The 26309-nt window shown below is 43.3% G+C and carries 24 protein-coding genes; 4 read left to right on the top strand and 20 right to left on the bottom strand.

Translation table 11 applies throughout. The features are described 5' to 3' along the window. Window positions 1-26: 26 nt before the first annotated feature. From mutL to tig, 11 genes are all read right to left on the bottom strand, one after another. Window positions 27-1925, bottom strand: coding sequence for a DNA mismatch repair endonuclease MutL (gene mutL, locus NBH15_RS03085; protein WP_244050691.1), 1899 nt, complete (start codon window positions 1923-1925; stop codon window positions 27-29). Beyond that, window positions 1922-2227, bottom strand: a complete 306-nt coding sequence (locus tag NBH15_RS03080) for a hypothetical protein (RefSeq protein WP_128133255.1) — start codon at window positions 2225-2227, stop codon at window positions 1922-1924. The genes mutL and NBH15_RS03080 overlap by 4 nt, the downstream gene beginning before the upstream one ends. Before the next feature lie 25 nt (window positions 2228-2252). After that, entirely contained in the window at window positions 2253-3875 is a 1623-nt protein-coding gene (locus NBH15_RS03075; RefSeq protein ID WP_128133256.1) for an OstA-like protein, read from the bottom strand. Further along, window positions 3872-5236 carry a peptidylprolyl isomerase gene (locus tag NBH15_RS03070; protein WP_250821964.1) on the bottom strand — a complete coding sequence of 455 codons (1365 nt, stop codon included), beginning with the start codon at window positions 5234-5236 and terminating at the stop codon, window positions 3872-3874. Before NBH15_RS03070 ends, NBH15_RS03075 begins: the two co-directional genes overlap by 4 nt. Before the next feature lie 21 nt (window positions 5237-5257). Beyond that, the gene (locus NBH15_RS03065; RefSeq protein ID WP_128133258.1) at window positions 5258-6112 is read right to left on the bottom strand and encodes a peptidyl-prolyl cis-trans isomerase; all 855 of its coding nucleotides are present in this window, start codon (window positions 6110-6112) and stop codon (window positions 5258-5260) included. 13 nt (window positions 6113-6125) lie between these two features. Further along, window positions 6126-7715 (bottom strand): peptidylprolyl isomerase, encoded by a 1590-nt coding sequence (locus NBH15_RS03060; protein ID WP_350472261.1) that lies wholly within the window; start codon window positions 7713-7715, stop codon window positions 6126-6128. Window positions 7716-7824: 109 nt separating this feature from the next. Continuing rightward, window positions 7825-9300, bottom strand: coding sequence for an IMP dehydrogenase (guaB, locus tag NBH15_RS03055; protein WP_009859574.1), 1476 nt, complete (start codon window positions 9298-9300; stop codon window positions 7825-7827). 139 nt (window positions 9301-9439) lie between these two features. Beyond that, on the bottom strand, window positions 9440-11623 hold the full coding sequence (gene recQ, locus NBH15_RS03050; RefSeq protein ID WP_186959411.1) for a DNA helicase RecQ: 2184 nt from the start codon (window positions 11621-11623) through the stop codon (window positions 9440-9442). Window positions 11624-11651: 28 nt separating this feature from the next. Next, window positions 11652-12881 carry an ATP-dependent Clp protease ATP-binding subunit ClpX gene (gene clpX, locus NBH15_RS03045; RefSeq protein ID WP_186959412.1) on the bottom strand — a complete coding sequence of 410 codons (1230 nt, stop codon included), beginning with the start codon at window positions 12879-12881 and terminating at the stop codon, window positions 11652-11654. Window positions 12882-12939: 58 nt separating this feature from the next. Next, entirely contained in the window at window positions 12940-13608 is a 669-nt protein-coding gene (gene clpP, locus NBH15_RS03040; RefSeq protein ID WP_009859577.1) for an ATP-dependent Clp endopeptidase proteolytic subunit ClpP, read from the bottom strand. 190 nt (window positions 13609-13798) lie between these two features. After that, window positions 13799-15151 carry a trigger factor gene (gene tig, locus NBH15_RS03035; RefSeq protein WP_250821962.1) on the bottom strand — a complete coding sequence of 451 codons (1353 nt, stop codon included), beginning with the start codon at window positions 15149-15151 and terminating at the stop codon, window positions 13799-13801. Between the two features lie 325 nt (window positions 15152-15476). On the opposite strand from tig, the gene rbp reads away from it, so the two are divergent. Continuing rightward, window positions 15477-15722, top strand: coding sequence for an RNA-binding regulator (gene rbp / locus NBH15_RS03030; RefSeq protein ID WP_009859579.1), 246 nt, complete (start codon window positions 15477-15479; stop codon window positions 15720-15722). Window positions 15723-15804: 82 nt separating this feature from the next. Next, complete coding sequence (locus tag NBH15_RS03025; RefSeq protein ID WP_250821961.1) at window positions 15805-16695, top strand: CPBP family intramembrane glutamic endopeptidase; 891 nt, start codon at window positions 15805-15807, stop codon at window positions 16693-16695. Between the two features lie 12 nt (window positions 16696-16707). Here the strand turns inward: NBH15_RS03025 and lptB are convergent, their stop codons facing one another. Then, entirely contained in the window at window positions 16708-17460 is a 753-nt protein-coding gene (lptB, locus tag NBH15_RS03020) for an LPS export ABC transporter ATP-binding protein (RefSeq protein WP_009859581.1), read from the bottom strand. Between the two features lie 357 nt (window positions 17461-17817). On the opposite strand from lptB, the gene NBH15_RS03015 reads away from it, so the two are divergent. Both NBH15_RS03015 and NBH15_RS03010 read left to right on the top strand, forming a co-directional pair. Beyond that, complete coding sequence (locus NBH15_RS03015) at window positions 17818-18366, top strand: hypothetical protein (protein WP_128135589.1); 549 nt, start codon at window positions 17818-17820, stop codon at window positions 18364-18366. 14 nt (window positions 18367-18380) lie between these two features. Continuing rightward, window positions 18381-18689 (top strand): helix-turn-helix domain-containing protein, encoded by a 309-nt coding sequence (locus tag NBH15_RS03010; protein ID WP_128135588.1) that lies wholly within the window; start codon window positions 18381-18383, stop codon window positions 18687-18689. Window positions 18690-18909: 220 nt separating this feature from the next. Here NBH15_RS03010 and NBH15_RS03005 read toward each other — a convergent pair whose 3' ends face one another. The 8 genes from NBH15_RS03005 to NBH15_RS02970 all read right to left on the bottom strand — a co-directional run bounded on the left by NBH15_RS03005 (window position 18910) and on the right by NBH15_RS02970 (window position 26293). Next, the gene (locus NBH15_RS03005; RefSeq protein ID WP_128135587.1) at window positions 18910-19353 is read right to left on the bottom strand and encodes a hypothetical protein; all 444 of its coding nucleotides are present in this window, start codon (window positions 19351-19353) and stop codon (window positions 18910-18912) included. Further along, a complete protein-coding gene (locus NBH15_RS03000) occupies window positions 19350-19835 on the bottom strand; it encodes a D-Ala-D-Ala carboxypeptidase family metallohydrolase (protein WP_250821960.1) in 486 nt (161 codons plus the stop codon). The genes NBH15_RS03005 and NBH15_RS03000 overlap by 4 nt, the downstream gene beginning before the upstream one ends. Beyond that, window positions 19832-20026: a hypothetical protein gene (locus NBH15_RS02995; RefSeq protein ID WP_128135585.1), complete on the bottom strand. Its 195-nt coding sequence runs from the start codon at window positions 20024-20026 to the stop codon at window positions 19832-19834. The genes NBH15_RS03000 and NBH15_RS02995 overlap by 4 nt, the downstream gene beginning before the upstream one ends. Window positions 20027-20037: 11 nt before the next feature. After that, window positions 20038-20481, bottom strand: a complete 444-nt coding sequence (locus tag NBH15_RS02990; protein WP_128135584.1) for an HU family DNA-binding protein — start codon at window positions 20479-20481, stop codon at window positions 20038-20040. Window positions 20482-20690: 209 nt separating this feature from the next. Continuing rightward, window positions 20691-21158: a hypothetical protein gene (locus NBH15_RS02985; protein ID WP_224264352.1), complete on the bottom strand. Its 468-nt coding sequence runs from the start codon at window positions 21156-21158 to the stop codon at window positions 20691-20693. 78 nt (window positions 21159-21236) lie between these two features. Then, window positions 21237-22178 carry a beta-barrel domain-containing protein gene (locus NBH15_RS02980; protein WP_128135583.1) on the bottom strand — a complete coding sequence of 314 codons (942 nt, stop codon included), beginning with the start codon at window positions 22176-22178 and terminating at the stop codon, window positions 21237-21239. 15 nt (window positions 22179-22193) lie between these two features. Next, the gene (locus tag NBH15_RS02975) at window positions 22194-24083 is read right to left on the bottom strand and encodes a glycosyltransferase (RefSeq protein ID WP_128135582.1); all 1890 of its coding nucleotides are present in this window, start codon (window positions 24081-24083) and stop codon (window positions 22194-22196) included. 11 nt (window positions 24084-24094) lie between these two features. Then, a complete protein-coding gene (locus tag NBH15_RS02970) occupies window positions 24095-26293 on the bottom strand; it encodes a peptidase domain-containing ABC transporter (RefSeq protein WP_128135581.1) in 2199 nt (732 codons plus the stop codon). Window positions 26294-26309: the final 16 nt, after the last annotated feature.

Raw genomic sequence — 26309 nt, 5'->3', positions numbered from 1 at the left:
ATAGAAATAAAAATGATATGCTCTTCTTATCTGAACCGTTTCTCCAGTTCTTCGTCAGTCAGCATGGAAATGATCGTCTTTCCGTCGGGGGTCAGGTTGGAATCCGGACAGGAGAACAAGGTTGCGATCAGGTGATCCATCTCGTCGGCAGACAATGTTTTACCCGGACGGATGGCTGAAGCTTTTGCCAGAGACAAAGCGATTGCTTCACAAATCTCTTCATGTACTTCACATCCTGTCTCGATAGCACGGTTGACAATATCCTTTATCAGAACCAACTGGTCTACATTCTCAAGTCCGGCAGGCAGACCGTTGATCGCATAACTGTTATTTCCCAGATTCGACAAGTCGAAACCGATAAAACGCATATCTTCCAGCAGAACAGGCAAGACAGCGGCTTCTGCTGCCGTGAACTCGATGATCTCGGGGAAAAGAACCTGCTGCGATGCACCTTTCTGCTGTCGCATATTATTCAGATACTGGTCGAACAAGATACGCACATGCGCCCTGTACTGGTCGATCAGGGCCAGGCCGGACTTCAGTGAAGTAACGATATAACGACCTTTGTACTGATAGCATGGAGTAGTCGTTTCGGCAAACAGGGCTTCGCCTCCAACAACAGAAGCTACCGGTTCCGGCTTCTCATCAACATCCGTCTCAATCACCTCTCCCATCATTTCCAAATCTTTACGCACGGCATCACGGTCGCTTTCAAACCCCTGATAGAGTTGCGACCAGTCGAACTCCGACTTCCCGGAAGACGAAGGGGATGGCGAAGACGGAGAATTAGAAGACGGGGCAGAAGATGCCTTGAAGGGATTATAACCCGAATCAAGCTGCACAGTCGGTGCTCTAAATCCGTCCGGTTCTTTGACCGGATTGTAAACCGGGATGTCTATCGCATCTTCCACATCAAAATCAATAGTAGGGATAGCACTCGACTTTGCCAGCGCCTCACGGGTTGCCGCCATCAGTATCTGCCAGATAGGCTGCTCGTTCTCAAACTTGATCTCGGTCTTAGTCGGGTGGATATTTACATCGATCGTAGAAGGATCAAGCGTGAAATAGATAAAATAATTGGGTTGTTCACCGGGAGGGATCAACTGTTCATAAGCCTGCATAACGGCCTTATGGAAATAGGGATGCTTCATGAAACGTCCGTTCACGAAGAAATATTGCAGTGCACCACGCTTTTTGGCAGAGTCCGGGCGACCTACAAAACCGGAAATAGTGACCAGCGAGCTTTGTGCATCCATTGAAAGCAACTTCTGGTTCAGGTTCTTGCCATATACATTTATAATACGTTGGCGGAGACCTGACTCCGGTAAATTAAATATCTCGGTATCATTGTGGTTCAACACCAGGGCTACCTGCGGGTTGACCAAGGCGATACGTTCAAATTCATTGATTATATTACGGAACTCCGTTTCATTCGATTTCAGGAATTTACGTCGCGCGGGTACGTTAAAGAATAGGTTCTTGATCGAAAAAATACTTCCCTCTGTACAAGCATCGGGGCTAATATCTTCCAATGTGGAACCGGCGATGGATAGCTTCGTACCCAACTCAGTACCTCTCAAACGGGTACGCAGTTCCACATGGGCAACCGCAGCGATAGAAGCCAGCGCCTCTCCGCGAAATCCCATCGTATGGAGGGAAAACAGATCTTCGGCCGAAGAGATCTTGGAAGTAGCATGCCGTTCAAATGCCATGCGGGCATCTGTCTCAGACATACCTTTCCCGTCATCGACCACCTGGATCAATGTACGCCCGGCATCCTTAATGTTCACCTGGATATGTGCGGCTCCGGCATCGATCGCATTTTCAACCAGTTCCTTTACAACGGAAGCAGGCCGTTGAATGACTTCACCGGCCGCTATCTGATTGGCTATACTATCGGGTAATAAATGAATTATATCGCTCATGACCAAAACAAAAACCAGAGTAAAGCACCCAGGACTGCGATCCCCACGATCAGTTTTGCACTCTTATATTTACGGCTACGCACATCGTCGCCTCTGTCAAGGCTTTTCTTCAGATGCGAAGTACCCTCAATAAAAGTTCCTTTGATCTGCGGCTTGTAATCTTCCAACGATTCTTCCATGCCCATCTCGCGTTTCATTTTACGCACACGTTCTTCCAACGCCTCTTTATGGGGATCCCAATAAATAGGTTTATGATTGAACTGCCGGGGTTTACGTACATTATAAAATGAGAAAAGTGCCATAACTCAACAAATTTAATAATAAATGCTATTGCTCGTGCTTAAACTTATTGCTTCGAACCGGTGCGTCTTCGACTCTCCTCTTCACTACCTGATAAATATCATCTTTATTTTTCGGACGCAAGTAATCAAACCAATAAAAATCTTTCAGTGTTTTCTGTTCCGGCTTCAGATCGGGTATGGGGGTAAGACTTCCCTGCGGACTGGGCCATATCTTCAGCCGTTCCAACGCATTGTCTTTCACCCAAATTGTCAGGAATCCGCTCTTGGTTTCATTCAAACCGATCATCGCACCGTTATCCAACGGATAGAAGATGGATTCCGCATTCCCTTCGACATCGATCTGCCGGACAGCCTGACCTTCAAAATATGCTTTCAGGTCATTCCCTTTCAATTGATTATAATAAGTCGAATCGAGATGCTGCACTGCAAATGCATATTGTATCACATGTGCATAATCGATCGTACTGTCATTCATATAGATAACTATCGTATCACCGGATATCTGGTACTGCTCATTCCACAGAATCGGATCCCTATACATATATAATATGGAATCACGCGTATTAAACTGCATGGAATCGCAAACACCCTGCATATCGGTGCGATAGAAACGCACACCATAAAATGCCTTTATTTCGCGGGCCGTCGAATCGATCGACATCATTTCCAGCGTATCGGCATGCAGATATAACGTGTCGCCCTGCGAATATTCAAGGAAACGGGCACTGTCGGTTGCAAACGCATATTCCGTCCGCTCGTTATAAAAACCGTACTGTCCCTCCAGCATTACTTTCTGAGCCGTATCCTGCAAACACATATTCCCGAAGGCTTCACCGAAACCGGCATCCTGGTCATATGATATAGAATCACCGATCAGGACCCTGTTGCCCGAATAAACTTCGGAACGGTCGAGCAACAGCGAAGTGTTAGCTTCCGTATTGTACCATCCGCGGGAAGAGTGTATCGTTCCGCTGTCTGAAACAATGATGGAAGGCCCCAGTATTGTTGCAATCTTCGATTCGGTATCGTAATGAAGCGTATCCGAATAGAGTGTAAAATTCGGATTCTCCAGACGCACACTATCATTAAATATAGCCAGTTTCGTACCCGGAGAATATTGACCGTAGAAAGAGGACAACTGATTCAGCGAGTCAACGATCAAACCACCGTCAAAATAATAACCGATATCGGGAATACGCTCATAGTTCAAACTATCGGTAAAAAGCGTTACCTGCCCGTTCTCCATCCGGACATTTTCACGCAGATAAGCAATCTGGGTATCCCCGTCATAAAACAGGTAATTGCCGTATACAAACAAAGTATCTCCTTGTTCCATACGGACATTACTGAAAGCTTCCAGCGAATTAGTCGCCTCAAAAAAGTATGCACTGTCGCAATACATATACGAACTATCGTGCCGGAAACTGACATTTCCCTCCAGAAACTGTGCATCAGCCTTCATCACTTCCTTATCATAGGATACAGTATCGGCATGCAGCAGATAAACCAGTGTCTTTTTAGTCGTGACCGTATCGGCTGTAAGAGTCTCTCCCTGCTTGACGGATATGGAATCCTGCGTTTGTGCAAAAACACAAACAGCCAGCAGACAAAGCAGTCCTGTAAGAAAAAACTTTTTTACAATCTTCATTCTTTAACCCAACCCGGATATTTGAAATCGCAGTTACGCCATCCTTCGGCAATACGGACATACGTAGTTTTTTGCTTTTTCTTAATCCACTCATCCAACAATTCTTCTCTTTTCTGTTGTTCCACCATATTCTTCATTGCCTGGAAGTCATCAGAAAGATTCGCCTTATGTTGATCTGTACGGGATTTCAATTTAACAATGGCAACCACTTCCTTCTGTTTGTTGGAAATCATAGTAAACGGTTTGGAGATCTCACCCACCTGCATGTTGTAAACCACTTTACCGACTTCCTGAGGAAGTTCCTGCATTTCAAACTTCGGAGTACCGAAATTGTTTCCTTCATGATTCTGGTTAACCATCAACCCTTTGTTGTTACGGGTATCCTTATCATATGAAACGAATGTTGCAGCTTCCTCAAACGAGAATTTGTTTGCCTGCAAGTCAGCATATAATGAGTCCATGCGGGCAGTCGCTTCCGTCAATTCCTTTTCTGACACTTTCGGTCTTAACAGGATATGACGGCAGTTGATACGGTTACCGCGTTTCTCGATCAGCTGGATGATATGATATCCATATTCAGTCTGCACAACCTGTGATACACGTTTCGGATCAGACAGGTTGAATGCCACATTGGCAAACTCCGGCACAAGGTCAGTCTTACTCATAAATCCCATCTCACCGCCACGGGCAGCTGAAGCAGGATCTTCGGAATACAGACGGGCCAACGTAGAGAACTCCATCTTACCGCTGTTGATCTGTTCCGTAAAATCACGCAGTCGTGCTTTGATAGCATCCGTCACATCAAACGGGATCTTCGGCTCGATCGTTATGATCTGAACTTCCACTGTTGTCGGGATAGTCGGCAGACTGTCTTTCGACAACTGATTATAAAATTTACGTATTTCAGAAGGAGTCATCTTGATCTCCCCGATCAGTTTGCGCTGCATTTCTGAAACGATCTGCTGTTCACGGAACTTTTCCTTCTGTTCATCCCTGATCTGTGAGATTTTCTTTCCGAAATATTCCTCTACTTTTTCCCTTGATCCGATCTGGTTGATTGCCCAGGTTATCCACTGGTCAGCTTGCTGTATCACCTGGCTTTCGCTGGCCTCGATACTGTCTATCTTCGCCTGGTTCAGGTACAGTTTCTGTATCGCTATCCGTTCCGGAATCACACAATAAGGATCACCATCCAGACGTTCGCCTTCGTTTTGCATATACAAACGCTGCGTTTCTACGTCCGAACGTAAAATAGCATCATCTCCTACCACCCACACAATCTCATCAATCACATTATCCTGTGCCATTGCCGCACAAGATAAGCAGGCAAGAAAGAATACAGTTAAAATCTTTTTCATCATTTCTACTTTATAAGTTACAAATTACGGTTCAGTAAAAAACTTTACATCACCTCCTCTGATTCCATCTTTATATAATTCTTCTTCAAACGTCTTCAAAAAATCTACTTTCCGCTGATTGATCAGCATCTCCGTGATTTGCGAACTCGCATAATCATAGGGAGCCACGCTTCCTTCCGGCAGATACTCTTTGATATTCAGCAGATAACAGTAACTACTATCAGCCACTTCCACAAACTTATTCGCCTTCAGATAAGCGTTTGGGTTGGATACATGAACAGGTATATTATCCATCACCTCGTCAAAGTCCACCCATTTGTCGTAAAAGTAGTCATAAATAGTGGCATTTTGCACACTATACTTCTCAATTTTTTCTAAAGAGGCTTCAGAAGTCGATTTGTACCACCCTTTTACCTCCGACAAACCGGGGGCATCCACCGGTATTTTCAGGAAAAGTCCCTTGATCAGGGCTTTATCGAGTGTAAACTTTTTCTGATTCTCCTCATAATAGTTCAGCTTATCGCTTTCGCGGATATCAGCCGACAATTTCTCTTTGATCAGGCGCTCCTGATAACGATAACGAATCAGCGAGTGGCGGTATTCTTCTACCAGCTTGTCGACCTCTTCTTTTTCGTCCCCCAGGTTTCGCTGGGCAACTTCGTAAACAAGGGCATCTTTCACCCATTTCTTTACAAAGCTTTCGGCTAACAACAAACTATCCGCAGAGGACGTCCCCCGCGGAATCAGACTAACCACTTCCGAACGTTTCAACGTCCGGTCCTTCACTCTTACCAGCACATCCGCATCGTCGGTTTGCTGGGTTCGCTTACAAGAACACAGCAAAGATACGAATGCTATAAAAATGAAGCAATACTTCATAACCTTCTCTTTCTTATTTCTTTAGTTTTTTCAACAATTTCCAGTTAATCGTAACAGGATATTCCTTATTCAGCTCCTGCAACCAGGCTTTTTCCAACTCCGGCTGTTCAGCAGCTGGCTTGCTCCACACTTTCTGATTACTGATATTGAACAACAGGATACCATCCCGATATTCCTGCATCAGATGTGTAAATTCAGGATGCTTAGTTTCCAGATTCTTGCGCTCGGTTGTCGTTACAATATCACGAATGAACAGATCGAACACTTCCTGCATAAAATCACCGGCATACGTTTTTGTCGAGAACGGACAACGCTGGATATAATAAGCGAATTCGCTCTGTGGGAAATCCGTATCCACCAGATGGATCAATGTCTTATTCATATCCTTGGCCTTTTCGTAGAAGTCCTTGTCGGAAGGGAAATGGTCATTACACAAAGCGACCAGTTCAGCATAAGCCTCCGGATAGAACACATAACCATACTCTTTTTTCATACGTTCATCGAACGCCTTATAATATTCGAAATTACGTTCACCCTGTGCCATCACACGAGACCATGATTTCTTCTTTTCTTCAAAAGATGGGATGCCTCCCTTGTCGAGTAATTTGATAATATGATAACCGAACCGTGTTTTAACGGGTTCAGACACTTCACCCGGAGTATTTAAAGCAAACGCGCCTTTTTCAAAAGGTTCCACCATTTCTCCGACACCAAACCAGGGAAGTTCTCCCCCTTTGCGCGCAGAAGCGGCATCCGAAGAGTTTTCTTCTGCTAACTGTCCGAAGTCTGCTCCATCCTGTATCTTCTGATAAACCTCTTCAGCCAAAGCCAACGTTTCACTATCACTACGGGTTACCGAATCTTTCTGGAAAGGGATCAGAATATGGGCAACACGGCGCATCCCCGGATTGGGTTTGCGGCTATGTAGTTTAATAATATGATATCCCAGCGTAGTACGTACCGGCATGGATAATTCACCCGGTTTCATAGAATAAGCATAATTCTCGAACGCTTTTATCGTCTGCATAGGCAACAGGCAACGTGCATATTCATATCCGGTCTGTTTGGTAGAATCCTGCTTTGCCAGCTCCTGACCAACAGTTGCCATGTCTTCCCCATTTTTTATACGATCATAGACCTTCATCGCCTTTTCATAAACAGCGAGCGTATCCCTTGAAAGAGTCTTCCCCGGCAGACGGAATAAAATATGACTCAATTCCAGTACTTCGCCCAGACGGTCATATTCCACACGGAGAGCTGCTTCTTCCCCGTCTCTGTCAGATAAGTAACTTGATGTCAGCTGAGCGCGGTATCCTTCCAGTTCATTGGTAAAATCTTTTGTCTTGTCAAGACCGGCGGTTTCTGCATCGACAACTTTCAACTTAAAGTTTTTATACAGTTCCACATAATTTTCCAATGATTTGCGATCAGATAAATTAACTTCACCATTCTTTCTGGCCATAAAAACAAATTCATCCAGAGATACCTGTTTTCCGGCCACAGTCATCACTACAGAATCAGCCTTATTAGCGGCTTCTCCGGTAAAACAAGCGAATACTAAAGATAATACAAGCAACTTTTTCATCAAAATTCCGTTTATCATACTACGTACACATTACAAAAATAACACTAATCTAACGGATAGCATCCCCAAAAAGTATGCTATCCAATTAAATTAGTGTTTTTTATATAACGGGATTTATGCACATTTATTATTCGCCACGGCTATAATTGGGTGCTTCCTGTGTAATTGCCACGTCATGCGGATGACTTTCCTGTACACCGGCATTGGTAATGCGGGTGAATTTAGCCTGATGCAGTTCTTCAATATTATGCGCTCCGCAATATCCCATACCGGCACGCAACCCGCCAACCATCTGGTAGATCACCTCGAATAAAGAACCTTTATAAGGAACACGCGCGGCAATACCTTCCGGCACAAGTTTCTTCACATCATCTTCCACATCCTGGAAATAACGATCTTTCGATCCTTTCTGCATCGCTTCCAGCGATCCCATACCACGATAGGATTTAAACTTGCGTCCGTTGAAAATAATCGTTTCACCCGGTGATTCTTCCACTCCGGCCAGCAAGGAACCCATCATCACGGATGATCCGCCGGCAGCAATCGCCTTCACGATATCACCGGAATAACGCAATCCGCCGTCGGCTATCAGAGGAATACCTGTACCCTTCAATGCTTTTGCAACATCATAGATTGCAGACAACTGGGGGACACCGACTCCGGCAATAACACGGGTCGTACAGATAGAACCCGGTCCGATTCCTACCTTAACGGCATCTGCTCCGGCATCCGCCAGATATCTGGCAGCATCGCCCGTAGCAATATTACCAACCACGCAATCGATACCCGGATACTGTGCCTTAATTTGTTTCAACACATCGACCACACCTTTGGAATGTCCGTGAGCCGTGTCGATAACCAAGGCATCGGCACCTGCCTCTACCAATGCAGCCACACGTTCAAATGTATTGAATGTCACACCCACACCGGCTGCCACACGCAAACGGCCTTTGGCATCTTTGCAGGCAGAAGGTTTATCTTTTGCTTTAGTGATGTCTTTATAGGTAACAAGCCCGATCAACTTATTATGGCTGTCCACCACCGGCAGCTTTTCAATCTTGTGTTGCTGAAGGATCTGGGCTGCCGCTTCCAGGTCTGTAGACTGATCCGTTACGACCAGGTTTTCCTTCGTCATCACCTCGTCGATCGAACGGTTCATGTCTCTTTCAAAACGAAGGTCACGGTTGGTAACGATTCCGACCAGATAACCGCCTTCATCCACAACAGGTATACCGCCGATCTTATATTCTGCCATCATAGCCAACGCATCGGCCACACGTTTTCCCTTCGTGATTGTTACGGGATCATAGATCATTCCGTTTTCAGCACGCTTAACGCTTTGAACCTGCTTAGCCTGTTCTGCGATCGTCATGTTCTTATGAATAACACCGATACCACCTTCGCGGGCAATAGCAATTGCCATCTTTGCCTCGGTAACCGTATCCATAGCGGCCGATACCATCGGGATATTCAATGTAATGTTTCGTGAAAACTTTGTCGTAAGGTCGACATTTCGGGGAAGAACTTCTGAGTAAGCGGGGATCAACAATACATCATCGAATGTTAATCCGTCCATAACTAACCTGTCTGCAATAAATGACATAAAACGTATGCTTTAAAAATTATTGCGCGCAAATATACGAATAATATGCCAATAAAACAATATGCCAATGTGCCAATAAAAAAACAACGATATATTATCTCTATTGGCATATTGGCATATTAACCTTATCGGCATATTATTAATTTGCCATTTCCGATAAGAATTTTATACGTACCAGACGGATCTCTTCTTCCGTATAATCACCGCCCAACTCTTCGATCGCATCTTCCAGATCATCCGTTTCGGAATCTTTGAAATATTCATAGATATCTTCCACATGATCTTCATCCATCACATCGTTTACAAAGTAATCGATATTGATACGTGTTCCTGAATAAACGATCGCTTCGATCTCATCCAGCAGTTCGTTGAATTCAAGACCGTTTGTCAACGCTATCTCATCCAGGGCGACTTTGCGGTCGATACGCTGGATAATGGAGACTTTCAGTTTCGACTTGTTTGCAACCGTACGAACACGCAAGTCTTCCGGACGTTCGATCTCATTTTCTTCTACGTGTTTTTTGATCAATGTAATGAATTCCTGTCCGTAACGTTTTGCCTTACCGGCACCGACACCGGGAATATTCTGCAACTCATCCAGAGTCACCGGATAAGTGGTAGCCATCGCCTCAAGCGACGGGTCCTGGAAAATCACAAAAGGAGGAACTTCCAATCGCTTGGACAGCTTCTTACGCAAATCCTTCATCATAGAATAAAGAACCGGGTCAACCGCACAGGTTGCTCCGCCACGTACCGGCACTTCAGATTCTTCCTCTTCCTCAAACTCGTTATCCTTCGTTATTTTGAAAGACACCGGCTTCTTCATGAAATCTTTTCCCTTCGGAGAGATTTTCAGCAGGCCATAGTTCTCGATATCCTTTGTCAGATAACCAGCAATCAGCGCCTGACGGATCACTGCGTTCCAGGTCTTGTCGTCTTCATCCGTTCCCGAACCGAAGACTTCCAGTTCATTGTGTTTGTAAGATTGAATTTCGGAGGTCTCATTACCGACCAACATGTTGACAATATAATCTGCCTTAAATTTTTCTTTCAAAGTACTTATCACTTCAAGTACCGCACTCAATAATTCTTTCGCTTCCACTTGCTTTTTGGGGTTCAAACAATTATCACAATTTCCACAATTTTCTTCCAGGTATTCCTCACCGAAATAATGCAACAAGACTTTGCGCCGGCATACGGAAGTTTCGGCATAAGCTGCTGTTTCAAGCAACAGTTGCTTACCGATTTCCTGTTCCGCTACAGGCTTACCCTGCATGAATTTCTCCAGCTTCTGCAAATCTTTGTATGCATAAAAGGCAATACACTGGCCTTCGCCACCATCACGGCCGGCACGACCTGTTTCCTGGTAATAACCTTCGAGGCTCTTCGGGATATCATAATGAATGACATAACGTACGTCCGGCTTATCGATACCCATACCGAATGCGATAGTAGCCACGATAACGTCGGCTTTTTCCAACAGGAACGCATCCTGATTGGCCGACCGTTGCCCTGAATCCATTCCGGCATGATACGCAAGCGCTTTGATTCCGTTCGCTTTCAGAATATCGGCAAACTCTTCCACCTTCTTGCGGCTCAGACAATAGACAATACCCGATTTACCTTCGTTGGCCTTAATATATTTAATGATCTCGCGGTCTACATTTTCATCCTTCGGACGAACTTCGTAATATAAATTAGAACGGTTAAAGGAGGATTTGAAAACTGAGGCATCAATCATACCCAGGTTTTTCTGGATATCGTGCTGAACTTTCGGAGTGGCTGTTGCTGTCAGCGCAATCAGCGGACGCTTACCTATTTCATTGATGATAGGACGTATCCGGCGATATTCCGGACGGAAATCATGTCCCCATTCTGAAATACAATGCGCCTCATCTACTGCATAAAACGAAATATTCACATTGCGCAAAAATTCGACATTCTCCTCTTTTGTCAGCGACTCAGGAGCAACATACAATAATTTCGTGCGGCCAGCCATTATATCAGCCTTCACCTGGTCGATCGCCGACTTATTCAGTGAAGAGTTAATAAAATGAGCGACTCCGTCTTCTTCACTAAAATTACGCATGGCATCCACCTGGTTCTTCATCAAAGCAATCAGGGGAGATATAACGATCGCAGTACCTTCCATCATAATAGAAGGCAACTGGTAACAGAGGGACTTCCCTCCGCCGGTGGGCATCAACACAAAGGTGTCATTCCCGGCCAGCACATTTTCAATGATTGCTTTCTGATTCCCTTTAAAGGTATCAAAACCAAAATGAGTCTTTAAATGTTCAGTTAAATTATCCTTCTTCGCCATACTTATTATATTTTACAAACCGCAGGCATTACGCTATCTGCAAACGGTTTACATCTGATTTTTCAAACTTCTCCTTCGCATACTCCAAAGTAACATGGAGTTTCTTTTTCTTGTCAGACGGCATGCTGAACATAGCATCCATCATGATAGCCTCTACGATCGAACGCAGGCCACGGGCTCCCAGCTTAAATTCCAAAGCTTTATCTACAATATATTCGTAAACATCTTCATCAAACGTCAGTTTAATGGAATCCATCTCAAACAATTTGATATACTGCTTGATGATCGAATTCTTCGGCTCTGTCAGAATGCTGCGAAGCGTGCTCCGGTCAAGCGGGTTCAGATAAGTCAGAATAGGCAGACGGCCGATGATCTCCGGAATCAGCCCGAACGACTTCAGGTCGGTTGGCGTAATGTATTTCAGGAAGTTATTCCTGTCCACCTGAGCAGTATCCTTGCTGGCAGAATATCCCACAACACGAGTGTTCAGACGTTGTGCAATTTTCTTCTCGATACCGTCAAACGCTCCGCCACAGACAAAAAGAATATTTTTAGTATCTACCGCTATCATTTTCTGTTCCGGATGCTTTCTTCCGCCCTGGGGAGGTACGTTTACGATCGAACCTTCCAACAGCTTCAGCAAACCCTGCTGTACTCCTTCTCCACTTACATCACGGGTTATAGACGGATTGTCACTTTTACGCGCGATCTTATCTATCTCATCAATAAATACAATTCCCCGCTGAGCTGCATCCACGTCGTAATCGGCAGCCTGCAACAGACGGGTCAGAATACTTTCAATATCTTCTCCCACATAACCGGCTTCGGTCAGTACCGTAGCATCCACGATAGCAAACGGCACATGCAGTAATTTTGCGATCGTACGAGCCAGCAGGGTTTTTCCCGTACCGGTTGCGCCGACCATAATAATATTAGATTTCTCGATCTCCACGTCATCCGAAGTGACTTTCTGGAGTAATCGTTTGTAATGGTTATACACCGAAACAGAAAGGTAACGCTTGGCGTCATCCTGTCCGATCACATATTGATCCAGAAAGTTTTTTATATCCTCCGGTTTCGGCAGTTCCGCCTGGTCAAGTCCCAGAGAACTTTTCCTGGCAGGTTGTTGTTCTTTTACAATTTCATACGCTTGCTGTGCGCATTCATCACAGATGGCACCGGATATCCCATTTATCAGCATATTAACGTCCCGACTGCTTCTTCCACAAAACGTACAAACGTCGCCTGTTTTGGCCATAGATATTTTATTTATTTGTCGAAAAAGACAAGGCGCAAAGGCCTTGTCTCTATGTTTGTTATTTACTATTACGGACCAGGATCTCGTCTACCATTCCATAAGCTTTCGCTTCTTCGGCAGTCATCCAGTAGTCGCGATCGCTATCGCGTTCTACTTCTTCATAAGGTTTTCCTGAGTGAGTTGAAATAATAGTATACAGTTCTTTCTTTACCTTCAGGATTTCACGAGCAGTGATCTCGATATCCGAAGCTTGTCCCTGTACACCGCCCAGAGGTTGGTGGATCATCACGCGAGAATGCGGCAAAGCCATACGTTTGCCCTTAGTTCCGGCTACCAGCAATACGGCGGCAAAAGAAGCGGCCATACCTGTACAGATAGTAGAAACATCACATCCGATAAACTGCATGGTATCATAAATACCATAACCTGCATATACCGAACCGCCCGGCGAATTAATATAAATAGATATATCCTTGCCGGGATCGCTGGAATCCAGATATAATAATTGCGCCTGAATCACATTGGCCGAATAATCGTCGACCTGTGTTCCCAGGAAGATAATACGATCCATCATCAAACGAGAAAACACGTCCATCTGCGCAACATTCAGCTGGCGCTCTTCAATAATTGTCGGAGAAATATAACTGCTGGTGATATTCATATAACTATCCAGCGCATTACTGTTCATCCGCAAATGCTTTGTTGCATACTTTCTAAAATCGTCCATAGTTTACTGTTTATTGTATAACCGAAAGTCATAAAAAAAGGGATTTCCCTCTGACTTATCGGAATAACAAAGTTATAAATAAATTTCTGAAAGAAACAACTTATTTGCTATCCGCTAAGATATTTTTTAGAGAGGAACCCCTTTTTCTTGCTGAAACCTTAGTAAATACTACGATTTCTGAAGAATAATATTATTCAAAGAGTTTGTTGAACTCTTCTGCTGAAACTTCTTTTACGTCCAGTTCTACCTGTTCTTTCAACCAGGCAGCCAGTTTTTCTTCTACTGCACGGTCGATAACATTCTGTAAAGTCTGTTTGTTTTTCAACATATCTTTTGCATAGTTGGCCAATACATCTTCAGGAACAGAAAGCATGCCGTACTGTGCAAATTGAGCTTTTGCCACACGTTTTGCAAAGTTTTCAATATCTGCATCTTCTACCTTCAGGTTATTGCCTTTCACCAGGTTTTCTTTGATCAACTGGTATTTCAGGTCTTCGATAATCTTCGGATACTCTTCATCCAGTTTTTCAGCTGTATTCTTTTCATTTGCAGCCAGCAACCAACGTTTCAACAGGTCGTCGGCAAACTTCAGTTCGCCTGCTTTCTGTACCAATACTTCACGGGCATCCAACAGGAACTTGAAGTCGCTCTGAGGAGTGAACTGTTCTGCCAATGCATCCTTAATCTTATTCTTGAATTCTTCTTCGCTGGAAACAACACCTTCACCGAATACTTTGTCGAACAATTCCTGGTTCAGTTCTGCCTTTTTATGACGTGTGATTTCTTTAATCTCGAAGCTGAAATCTCCGGTAAGACCGGCAACAGCTTCTTTGTCAACCTTCAGCAAAGAAGCGATCTCTGCTTCAGCACCTTCGTAAGCCTTATTCGGGTTGAACACGATTACAGTGTTAGCTTTTGCACCGATGAATTTAGCTTTTTCAGCTTCATCCTTCAGATAAGAAGGCATCAGCACTGCATCTTCCACAACGATACCACCTTCTTTCGGAGAACCGTTTTCAAGTTCGGCAATAGTACCTTTAACCAGGTCTTTTTCTTCTACTTCTTCAGCAGTGTCATAAGATCCGAAGTTTGCAGTATAAGCGTCAACCTGCTGGTTCAACATCTCTTCGTCGATGGCAACCTGATAATAAGGAAGCTTGTCGCCCTTACTCAGTTCGATTTTGATTTCCGGAGCCAAAGCTACGTCAAAACAAAATTCGAAATCTTCCTGTGTATCGAAATTAATAGGCTGTTGTTCTGTTTCGTTAGGCATCGGTTCGCCTAAAACGTTCAACTTATTCTCGTTGATATATTTGAACAGATTTTCGGAAACCAACTTGTTGACTTCTTCAACCAGTACATGTTTTCCATACATCTTTTTCACCATACTCATCGGTACCATTCCCTTACGGAAACCCGGTACATTTGCTTTCTGACGGAAGTTGCGCAGGCTCTTTTCAACCTGTTCAGCATAGTCAGCCTTCACTATTTCTAATTTCACAATACCGCTAACGGCATCAATGTTCTTAAGCGAAACGTTCATTCTGAATGATTTATTTAATTAATAGTCGTATCGAATTTTAGGCTGCAAAATTAGAGTTATTCTTTTAATCTCGCAAATTGTTTACTTAATTTGTTATAAGTAAGCCAAAATTAGACACATATTAATTTTTTCAACCTAAAATCTTGTATTTCTAAAATAAATGTATTCCTTTGTAATGTGAAAGGGGATTTACCTTGAACGTAAATAACATTGTTTTTTATTTCTTCATTTACTTGTTACTTGTCGATTTATCTATCACTGTTACGAAATTCCGGTTTATTACTTTCATCAGTAACAATTTTATTTTTTAATTATTTCTATTTTTATGAACATTTACATTGGTAACCTGAACTATCGTGTTCGGGAAGAAGATCTGAAACAAGTAATGGAAGAATACGGAGTGGTAGATTCTGTAAAGATCATCAAAGACCGTGAAACAGGTAAATCAAAAGGCTTTGCTTTTGTTGAAATGCCTGATGATGCAGCAGCTAAAAAAGCTATTGGAGAATTGAACGAGGCTGAATTCGAAGGTCGTCAGATGGTTGTAAAAGAAGCCAGACCAAAAATGTAATTCATTCTTTCCTGAAGAAATAAAAACTTCTACCTATATTTGGGCAGAAGTTTTTTTATGTCCGTACATTAATATTATAGATATGGTATTAAAAGGTATATATGCCGGAAAACCGGCCATGTTCCAGTTATGGCTCCTGCTGGTCAGTCTTTTGTTCGGAGCAGTCCTGTCATCCCTGATCGGAACGGGAATCTTTGTTTTGTCACACGGTGTATCCGTCAATATAACGCAATACCCCGATATGATGCGGATGATGCAGTTGTTGTCAGCCATCGGGACTTTCCTGTTCCCGGCACTGGCGGTAGCCTGGCTGTGCAGTGCGGACCCGGCCGCCTACCTTTGTATAAAGCACAAAGTGGACACTAAAATCCTGCTGCTAGCACTGGTCAGCATGTTCCTGATGTCCCCGGCGATCACACTGACAGCTTTGCTGAACAAACAAATGATATTACCGGAGTTCATGGCCCCGGTCGAAAGCTGGATGAAAGCGCAGGAAGCCCTCGCCGAACAAATTACCAATACACTTTTAGCCGGCGACGGTATGCTCACATTCCTGTCGAATCTGTTTGTCATCGCTATAATGGCCGGTATTACAGAAGAATTTCTGTTCCGTGGTGCCCTACAACGGATTATAGGTCAATGGACATCCAATCATCATATAGTCATCTGGTCTGCCGCTATTCTATTCAGCGCATTCCATTTGCAGTTCTACGGGTTCCTCCCCCGTATGTTACTGGGAGCATATTTCGGTTATTTGTTATATTGGAGCAGAAACATCTGGGTTCCGGTCTTCGCCCATTTCGTCAATAACGCTTTTGCCGTTATCAGCATGTCGGATATCCATCTGCGGGAGAATGAATTTATCACCGGAGATATATCCAACGCAAACCTGTTGCCTTACTCGGCATTAGCCGTAGTGACATTAGTCCTGTTCTTCTTATGCACCCGGCACATCAGGAGACTTTTGCAATAAAATAAGTTGAATTTATAAATCTTTTTTCCGCAGCACGAAGTCTTTCCCCAAATACTTTTCGCGTACGATCTCGTTTTCTGCCAATTGCTCTGCTGTTCCCTGGAAAAGCACTTTTCCTTCGAACAGCAAATAAGCACGGTCGCAAATGCTCAATGTTTCGTACACATTATGGTCGGTAATCAGGATACCGATATTCTTATGCTTTAACTTGGCAACGATCGTCTGGATATCCTGCACCGCAATCGGGTCGACACCGGCAAACGGTTCATCCAACATAATAAACTTAGGGTCGATCGCCAGACAGCGGGCAATCTCGGCACGACGGCGTTCACCACCAGACAACTGGTCTCCCAGGTTCTTTCTAACCTTGTTCAAGCCAAACTCAGCGATCAAGCTTTCCAGTTTTTCTTTCTGATATTCAGGAGTAGTTTCCGTCATTTCCAAAACAGAACGGATATTATCCTCAACCGTCATTTTACGGAAGATAGAAGCCTCCTGCGCCAGATAACCGATCCCATTACGGGCACGTTTGTAAACCGGGAATTTCGTAATTTCCATATCATTCAGGAATATCTTCCCCTCATTAGGAGTCACCAACCCCACAGTCATATAGAATGTAGTCGTCTTTCCCGCCCCATTCGGACCGAGCAATCCAACAATCTCCCCTTGTTTCACATTAATAGAAACATGGTTCACCACCGTTCGCGTTCTATATTTCTTCACCAGGTCCTCCGTCCGGAGCACCATCTGTTGTTCGTCTGCCATATCCTAATAATTTACGGGTACAAAGAAACGCAATTAATTAGTTTTCCACAAGACTATTATCATTTCTTACAATTCCATTACCACCAGCACCGGATTATCATCTTCACCAACATCGGCTATTCCCTCTTCGGCCGCAGTGGCTGCATCTATAAATGAAGCGACTATATTATCCTTAATATACAATGATCTCGTATTAAGTAAAACTCAGAAGTTAATACCTTTTTGACCTAAAGTTTTATCCAACTGATGGTATACTTTTCAATTTGAGTAATTTGAGGGAGATTTTAGCCAAAACACAACTTATAAGTTGTACATTTGAATAACTTGTATTACATTTGCAATGTAAAAAATGGGATTATGACATTTGACGATATAACAGAAGATGGTCGACTATGGGCTGTACGCTATGATGGAGAAAAGGACAATGCACTTTATACATTGTTCAATAGATGGAGCGATGTGATGTGGTTGCGTTCATTTTTCAAAGCTAATTGGCAGGACTTGACTTCGTATTTCAAGATTACCGATGTCAATCAAGCCATTAAAGATACTATAGAGGACAGCGACAGATTGCAGGGCATCATTATGGACATTTCCCCTGATGCTAATCTGGATGAGATATTCCATCCGTTGGAGAACTTCAGAACAGCGGACATTCTTCTGGGTAAAGAAAAGGCAAGACTGAAAAAACAAAAACGTCATTCATCATGGCTCCGCATCTATGCCATCAAACTTTCAGAAGGTGTATATGTTATTACAGGAGGAGCCATCAAGTTGACACTTAAAATGGAAGAACGGGAACATACCCGTCAGGAAGTGGTAAAATTGGAAAAAGTCCGCTCCTTCCTATTGAATGAAAACATTATTGATGATGACAGCTTTGTAGAATATATGAATACAATATAAACAAGGAGGTGAATATGAACAATATTGTACAGAAGCTCAGCGAGCACAGGTCTTCAACTCCTTCAAAATGGAGAGAAGAAGCGGAATTCAGAGCCACCAATAAGAGTTGGCAACACTACTCCCAGCACATCGCCATGATGATGCTTGACAAGATGGAAGAACTCGGTCTTACTCAAAAATCATTGGCAGAGAAAATGGGATGCAGCCAACAGTATGTATCAAAGATACTGAAAGGCAAGGAAAACCTTTCTATCGAAACACTATGTAAGATAGAAATTGCATTAGAACTTTCATTGCTTCCACAGACGACAGAAGCATACTGATACCGACAAAGGGGCGTGGGAAATAATCCATGCCTCTTGTTTTTTACTCCTTGCAGTGAAAAATTTGTTAGGATTTCCGCAACAGGCAAACAGAACATTTCCACATGCTAATTACTAATAACTCATTCCAAGAAGCTATAACATCATAATTTACCCTCGTCTGATTAAAAATGCACTCTCATAGTGCAAAAGAAATAACTTCACTCCGCTAAGAACTCATCTATTTTATCCGTCGCAATTTTCGTAGCAGACAGATTAAAATGATCAAAACAAGAATTAATATCCACCAGACAATCCGGCTCGTTTTTCTTCTGGTCACTTCCTGCTCGACAGAGACGGATGAAGTAACACCCTGCTCATTAACCGTATTGGCAGACACAGACACCAATTCTGTCGAATCTGCCATTCCCCATTCTTCAGTAGCATATACAATACGTTCTACATACTGTTTACCGGTACTGTCGGGTACGGAAAGGGAGACCTCCCTCAAACGAGACCACCCCTGCAACTGCATCCCACGATTATAATGCAGGCAAGAAGTGTCCAACCGTGTATACGATATCGAATCCCTGAACGAACGAAGTTCTCTCCTGCTTCCGGGATTACGCGATGCACAGCCGGACAATCCTGCTATAAGTAATAAAAAACAAATACCACCTCTCATTTGATTATCACCTGGCGACGGTTCTTACCCGTCAATTTCAATGACAAATGAATAAAACCACGACGACGGTAATAAATCGCCTGATCAAAATTCAACCGACTTTGCTGTAAAGCCTCCAGCAAACGACAACTGCCGAACGTATAAATATCCGCCGCCTCCCCTTTCATATGCTGGGAATCGGCGACACCACCCACCAGATGATTCAATTCTTCACAACGATACCCACTGGAGATATGCATCCCCATAGGACAATCCGCATACTCCCGAAGCGGCTCCAATAATTTTCTAACCAGATTTCTGATTGCCCGCTGCGCTTCCGGTGGCGGCGTATTGTCCAGGCCCTTCTCCACAGCAACCGCACTGTAGATAAACTCACCCATGTAAAAATGATCACTGATCCAATCCGGATGATTTCTTCTCCACTTCATTTGTTCCGACGTCAAATGTTCCTCTATTGCATATTGACAAAATTTCGTTTTCATTCTTTTCTTATTTTATATGAATAATCCACTCCAAACAAGGCTCCGGCAAACGTACTGATCTCCCCGAACGCGACTAAAACGCTATTATGTATTTCCCCTGTCGGAGCCACCCAAAAACCGGAAAAGATCAGGATAAGACCGGCTGCACAAAGCAGCACGGCCATTACCAATTGAACATTCGTTCTTTTCATCCTCAACCGGTTTACTCGATTTCCGGACGATCCTCACCACCTCCGGGATTCTCCGTTTTTTCAACTTCCGGAGTAATCAAAGAATAACCCATCGTTTTCTTAGTCTCACGCAAATCAAACCCGGGAGTGAAAACAATCTTCGGAGCACGAATCATACTTGCAGAGAACTTCTTTTTATCCTCCACGCCCTCGCTTCCGACCGTAATACGGAAATTACCGAATTCCCCCAACTGAACAATACGACCATCCTGCAATTCCAGATCCAGAACATAATTTAGGTTATCCAGTACCGCCTTCACATCCGCACTCGACACCGTACTTCTCGCAGCGATCAGCTTACACAAACGTCTGATATCCGTAAATCCCGTACTTTTAGATACCGCATAATACAACTTCTTGGAATCTTTGACTCCCGGTTCCGACGGGCGCAGAACCAACTTGTAACCTTGTGCCATAATTAAAAATGTTTTAGTGAATAATTAAGTACAACACAAAGATACGGCGGTAAAAAAGAGGCAATAAGCAATAAGAAGAGGAAGCACAAATAATATAATCACATAAGAATCAAATGGTTGATCTTTTAAACGATCAATAAAGAGATTATAATCCCGGTTCTTACTGCTTTTCCGAAACGCCCATATTTTATATTCTTTAAATATAAACTTCAGCTTAACTTTACTTTCTCAATCAACTCAAACAACTCAACCAGATCATCCGTATCCACCTTGGCGTACCTGATTTTGTCAGATAATCCCTTGACTTCCAAGTCCATCTTAAACCCTAGCAAAAAAGAAAAAGCCAACTTGGAATAAGAAATCTTATGCTTTTTAGACGGTCGCTCAAACAGATTTAATATTTTCACAAACAACTCTTTATCTTTCAGATCGTACAGGAATTCCCCCAGAACCGTATCCTTGCGAACAAACTCCACAAACTGCTGTCGTTTACTCTTTATCAATGCGACCAAAAACTCACGGTAAGCAACATTCAGGTTTCCCCACTCAGAGAAAGCCAACCCGAAAGTACCTTTCACAAAACCGGCTTTTTCATTCTCCGGAAGATTTATCACTATTTCATTAAAATGCTGGACGGTAGGCTCGGCACCCAGCTGTGCCATCAGTAACTTTTTCATACGAATCCGGGAAGGGGATTGTTCATCCTTCCCGGCTCGAAAGCCACTAAACGAGACAAAAGAGACAACAAAAAAACTTCAGAACCCTTCTTTCAGTATCTTTTTCAGTGGCTGGAAGAAACGTTCTATCAAACGTACATCATCAGTTACAATTTCGGCTGTGGCTTTCATTTCATAAGAAACAGGCAGATTCTTCCTATAATTGGTGGTCAGTCCGTCCGGGAAGGCAATCTCCACCATATAATTGTCTTCCGAAGGCACCAGCGAAACTGACGACAAACGCCCGTTCACGATACCGAACTCCTGATCCGGAAAATTCGTAAACCGCACGATCACCCGCTGCCCGACCTTCACCTTTCCGGACCGCTGAATCGGCAGTAAGGCCCGCCCGATCCAGGTCTCCCCACCCTCAGGCACCATACGGGCAAAAATATCTCCAGCCGACAAATACAGGTTCGGAGCCCCTTGCACAAGCAACTGTACCTTTCCATCCGACGGCGCCACCAGGCAGTAAGACATCTCCCAGACACGGATCGCCGCCAGTAACTGTCCGACCGAAGCCCGGTAATCGCGGGCAGAAATATCTTTCGATGCCAGACTCATATAAGCCGGCTGAATATCCCCCAGCAACCACACATCCTGCAACAGATAATAGCTCAGACGTTCCGGCTGCTCCTGATAACGTGCCAACAACTTCTTCAGCCGGAACACATCCTCCGTCTTGGCCGGGTTCTCAACCACCGCCAACGGAGCACCCATCTTCACCTCCTGTCCGTTAAACACATAAAGTTCATTTATCTTTCCTGACGAGCGGGCCACCACCTCCGCCACCGGATGCCGGCTTGTCAATGTCATCTCCGTCGTGATCACATCCGGATATCTAAAGAAATAGCTACCCACCAAAAGCGCCAGCACCACGATAAACAAGATCGTAATCCCCCACCGCACAATCCAGGCCGGGATCTGCCCCATCACCTCCTGAACCTCTTCGCTACGTAATTCTATTTCTTTTCCTTCCATTGTTCCGATTATTAATTACCCGAGAACAGTATAAATCTGATCCATTATTGCAGATTCATTAAACAATTCAGCCCTTTCCAATGCCTTGTTTCGTAAATCATCCCTTAATGCCACATTTTCTATTACAGCTTTTAAAGCCTTATACAACAGAAACTCATCTTGTTCTGTTAGCAAACCATATTTTCCCTTGCTTAATACTTCTTCCGAGCCAGCATTCTTCGTTGCAACAACCGGTAACCCCAGACATAAAGCCTCACAAATTACAAGGGGAAAACCTTCAGACAAAGAAGAGGAAACAAAAACATCTGCTTCTTTCAAAAAAGGTATCGGATTTTTATGATACCCTTGCAAAAAAACAACATCATCTAATGAAAACTCTTTGATCAGTTCTTCCAACTTTACCCTTTGTTCACCTTCTCCTACAATCCATAAATCAAAATCTAATCCATCCTCAACTAAACGTCGAACAGCTTGTATCAATAACAAATACCCCTTTACCGGAGTCAATCTTCCAATACCACATAATGTAAATTTCCTTTTCGTTATACCTACACAATCCCATTTGCTCAAGAGTTCCGACCGATCAATAAGATTATAAATTACTAATAATTCAGATTTAGCATCTCCAAACAACTTAATATACTGCTCCTTTACATTATCACTCACAAAAATGATTTTATCCATTCTTTGAAAAATGCTATATTCATATTCATCATTTTCATAATATCGCTTTGCCCAATGATAATTACACAAATCTGCATGAACCCAAGCGACCTTAACAGCAACGCTCCCCCTTTCTGCAATATATTTTACCGCCAGTCCTTCCAAAAAAGCAACCTCTATATCATAAAATCGGTTTTTAACTTTTTCACTGCCCGAAAAGAACCACGAAACCTCCTCCGGTATATCTGCAAAATAAATTCCTTCTTCAAATAGGACTAAAAGGTCAACGGCATATTTCTCATAATCAAATCTTTTCAATATATCGATCAATAATTTTTCAGCACCCCCACCTCCTAATGTATCAATACAAAACAATATCCTGATTTTACCATCCTTTAAATGTATCTCTTCTTTTTCTCTAATATGACTATATACATTTCGAACAAGTCCTTTACACTCCTCAAAAGTCAATTTATTACTATTCTGTAATTCAACTGCACTATTCAAAAAATCAAAATAGGCAGGATCAAGCTCAATGATCTTATTCATTAAATAATCCAGATAACAACATTGGACATTTCTTAGACCTACTCGTTGTAAACTCGGATCAGCAAATAAAGACACATTTTCCCCTGTTCGAATATTCAACAAGACCTCCGGAATATTGGCAAAAAGATATCCCTTCATTATTAAATCAGTCCATATCTCATAATATTCCACACATTCATGTCTCTGTATTTTCCCTAAACACGTTTTTAGAAACTCTCCAAAAACAGACTTGCGCATTATCACCGACTGAGTATATATAGCTTTAGAAAACAACATCTCAATGACAATATCATTATGCCGTACCTGATAAAAATAATTTACTCCGGAATTTCCATTTTCCGTAACCCAGGTACCACAAACATCAACATCTCTATGGGCCTCCATAAAAGAAAATTGGGTATGAAGTTTCCTGGGAACCATTAAATGACCAGCATCCATTAAAACAACATATTTCCCCTTTATGCTTTCCATTACCTGCCCCCATACTCCCGGTTCTTCAAATGATACAACATTCAAAATTCTCAAACGCATATCGATTGCATCCATACCATCCAAAGTATCCTCGTAATTAGCCCCTTCCTTCAACACAAGAAGTTCAAAATCTGAAAACGATTGCATAAAGACATTATTCACAGCTTCCTGCAAATACCTATTTCCATCATCTACTTTCAGAATAACACTAATCTCCGGCATATCAGTACATTTTACGAACCCAATTCCAATTGATTCTTTACCAACTTATAATATACACCCCGTCGTGCCGTCAGTTCCTCATGCGTCCCTTCCTCCACGACCAGTCCTTTATCCAGTACCACTATATTATCCGCATCCCGCACCGTACTCAGCCGGTGAGCCACCACCACTACTGTCCTTCCTTTATAGAACTGATGCAGATGTTCCATAATCTCACGCTCATTATTGGCATCCAAAGCATTCGTTGCTTCATCCAAGAAGATAAATTCAGGATTCTTATATACAGCACGTGCAATCAGGATACGTTGCCGCTGTCCCTGGCTTACACCATTTCCTTCCATACCTATTTTTGTGTTATATCCCAATGGTAGCGAATCAATAAAATCACGGATATTAGCTACAGTCACGGCATGCAACAACCGTTCTTTATCGATCACTTCCGCACCTATAGCGATATTCTTCGCTATCGAATCCGAAAAAATAAACCCATCCTGCATCACACATCCCGTACAGGCACGCCATACATGCGGATTCATATTCTTCAATGACAGATCACCTATTTTGATATTTCCCTTGTTCGGCTCGTAAAACCCAAGCAACAACTTTATTAATGTCGTCTTTCCGCTTCCGCTGGCTCCGACAATAGCCGTCACCTTATGCTGTGGGATCGTCAGATTAATATGTTCCAACACATAATCCCGGTCTGCCCCGTCATAACTAAAACTCACATCCTCGATCTGCAAAGCCCTGTTTTCCGGTAAAGCATTTACTTTCAATGCTAAGGTCTGTTCTTCATCTTCCCGCTGATGGATCTCTCCTAAACGTTCCAAACTAATCTTTGCATCCTGAAACGAACGGGCAAAACCAATAAACTGTTCGATCGGAGCGGTCAACTGCCCCACAATATAGGTGAGCGACATCATCATACCTAGAGTCATCTCACCGGAAACAACAGCCCGGGCTGCGGTGAAGGAGATCAGGATATTGGTGGTTTGGTTAAAAAACACCGACCCGAGCTGTTGATATTGCCCTAAAGCTAACCCTTTAATACTTATTTTAAATAATTTCACTTGAATACGTTCCCATTCCCAACGTTTTTCAGTCTCACAGTTATTCAGTTTGATTTCCTGCATGCCTGTGATGAGTTGGAATAGATTACTCTGTTCACCGGCTGCCTGTGCAAAACGTTTGATATCCAGTTCTCGCCGATACTTCATAAAGGCTAGGATCCAAGCCACATACAACCCGTTTCCCAACAAAAAAAGTCCTAGTATCGACAAATCATAATACGCCAATACAAACCCGAAAACAATAAAATTGACGAAAGAAAACAACGTACTGATCGAAGCCCCCGTCATGAAAGACTCAATACGGTTATGGTCACCAATACGCTGCATAATATCCCCTACCATCTTCGTATCGAAGAAATGCAAAGGCAGCCGCATTAGTTTCGCCAAAAAATCCGAGATCAGCGCGATATTAATCCGCGTATTCACATGAAGCAATATCCAACTGCGGATAAAATCGACCGACAACCGCGCGATAAAGATAACCAATTGGGCAATCAGGATCAACGTGATAAAGCTCAAATTGCCATCCCGAATACCCGTGTCCACCAGACTCTGCGTTAGAAACGGCATAATCAATTGCAGAATACTCACCGTCAGCATTCCCAGTACCAACTGAAAAAGCTCCCGTCTATAAGGAGTTAGATAGCGGAAGAAAAAAGACAACTTCCTGTTTTTCTGCTCTTTGGACTCCTCTCTTTCTCCAAACGCAGGTCCCGGTTCGAGCAGTAACGCCGTCCCCGTATCCTTCCCTTCCACTGACGTACTGAACCAGCAGCCCCCTAACTCCATCCGGTTAAATACCACCCGACCAGCTGCCGGATCTGCAATATAAAACTTACCCATTTTTATCTTATAACATACTACGAAATGCCGCTGGTTCCAATGCAGGATACAAGGTAACAGGACTTCTTTTTCCAGTTGCTCTAACGTAATCCGTACCCCCATTGTCCGAAACCCGATATGCTCTGCCGCGTCACTGATCCCCAACATCGACACACCTTCGCGGGTAATAAAGGCACGTTCACGCAAGTATTGAACAGAATAACTGTAACCGTAATGCTTCGCAATCATGCGTAGACAGGTGGGGCCACAGTCTGAGGCATCCAGTTGATGAAAATGTGGGAATGAACTAATTTTCATTTTTGTAATTTACAGA

Origin of the sequence: Parabacteroides caeci, assembly GCF_023656795.1 — a bacterium.
Lineage (GTDB): Bacteria > Bacteroidota > Bacteroidia > Bacteroidales > Tannerellaceae > Parabacteroides > Parabacteroides segnis.
The sequence above is the reverse complement of the archived record's forward strand: the minus strand, read 5'-3'. Positions and strand labels throughout refer to the sequence as shown.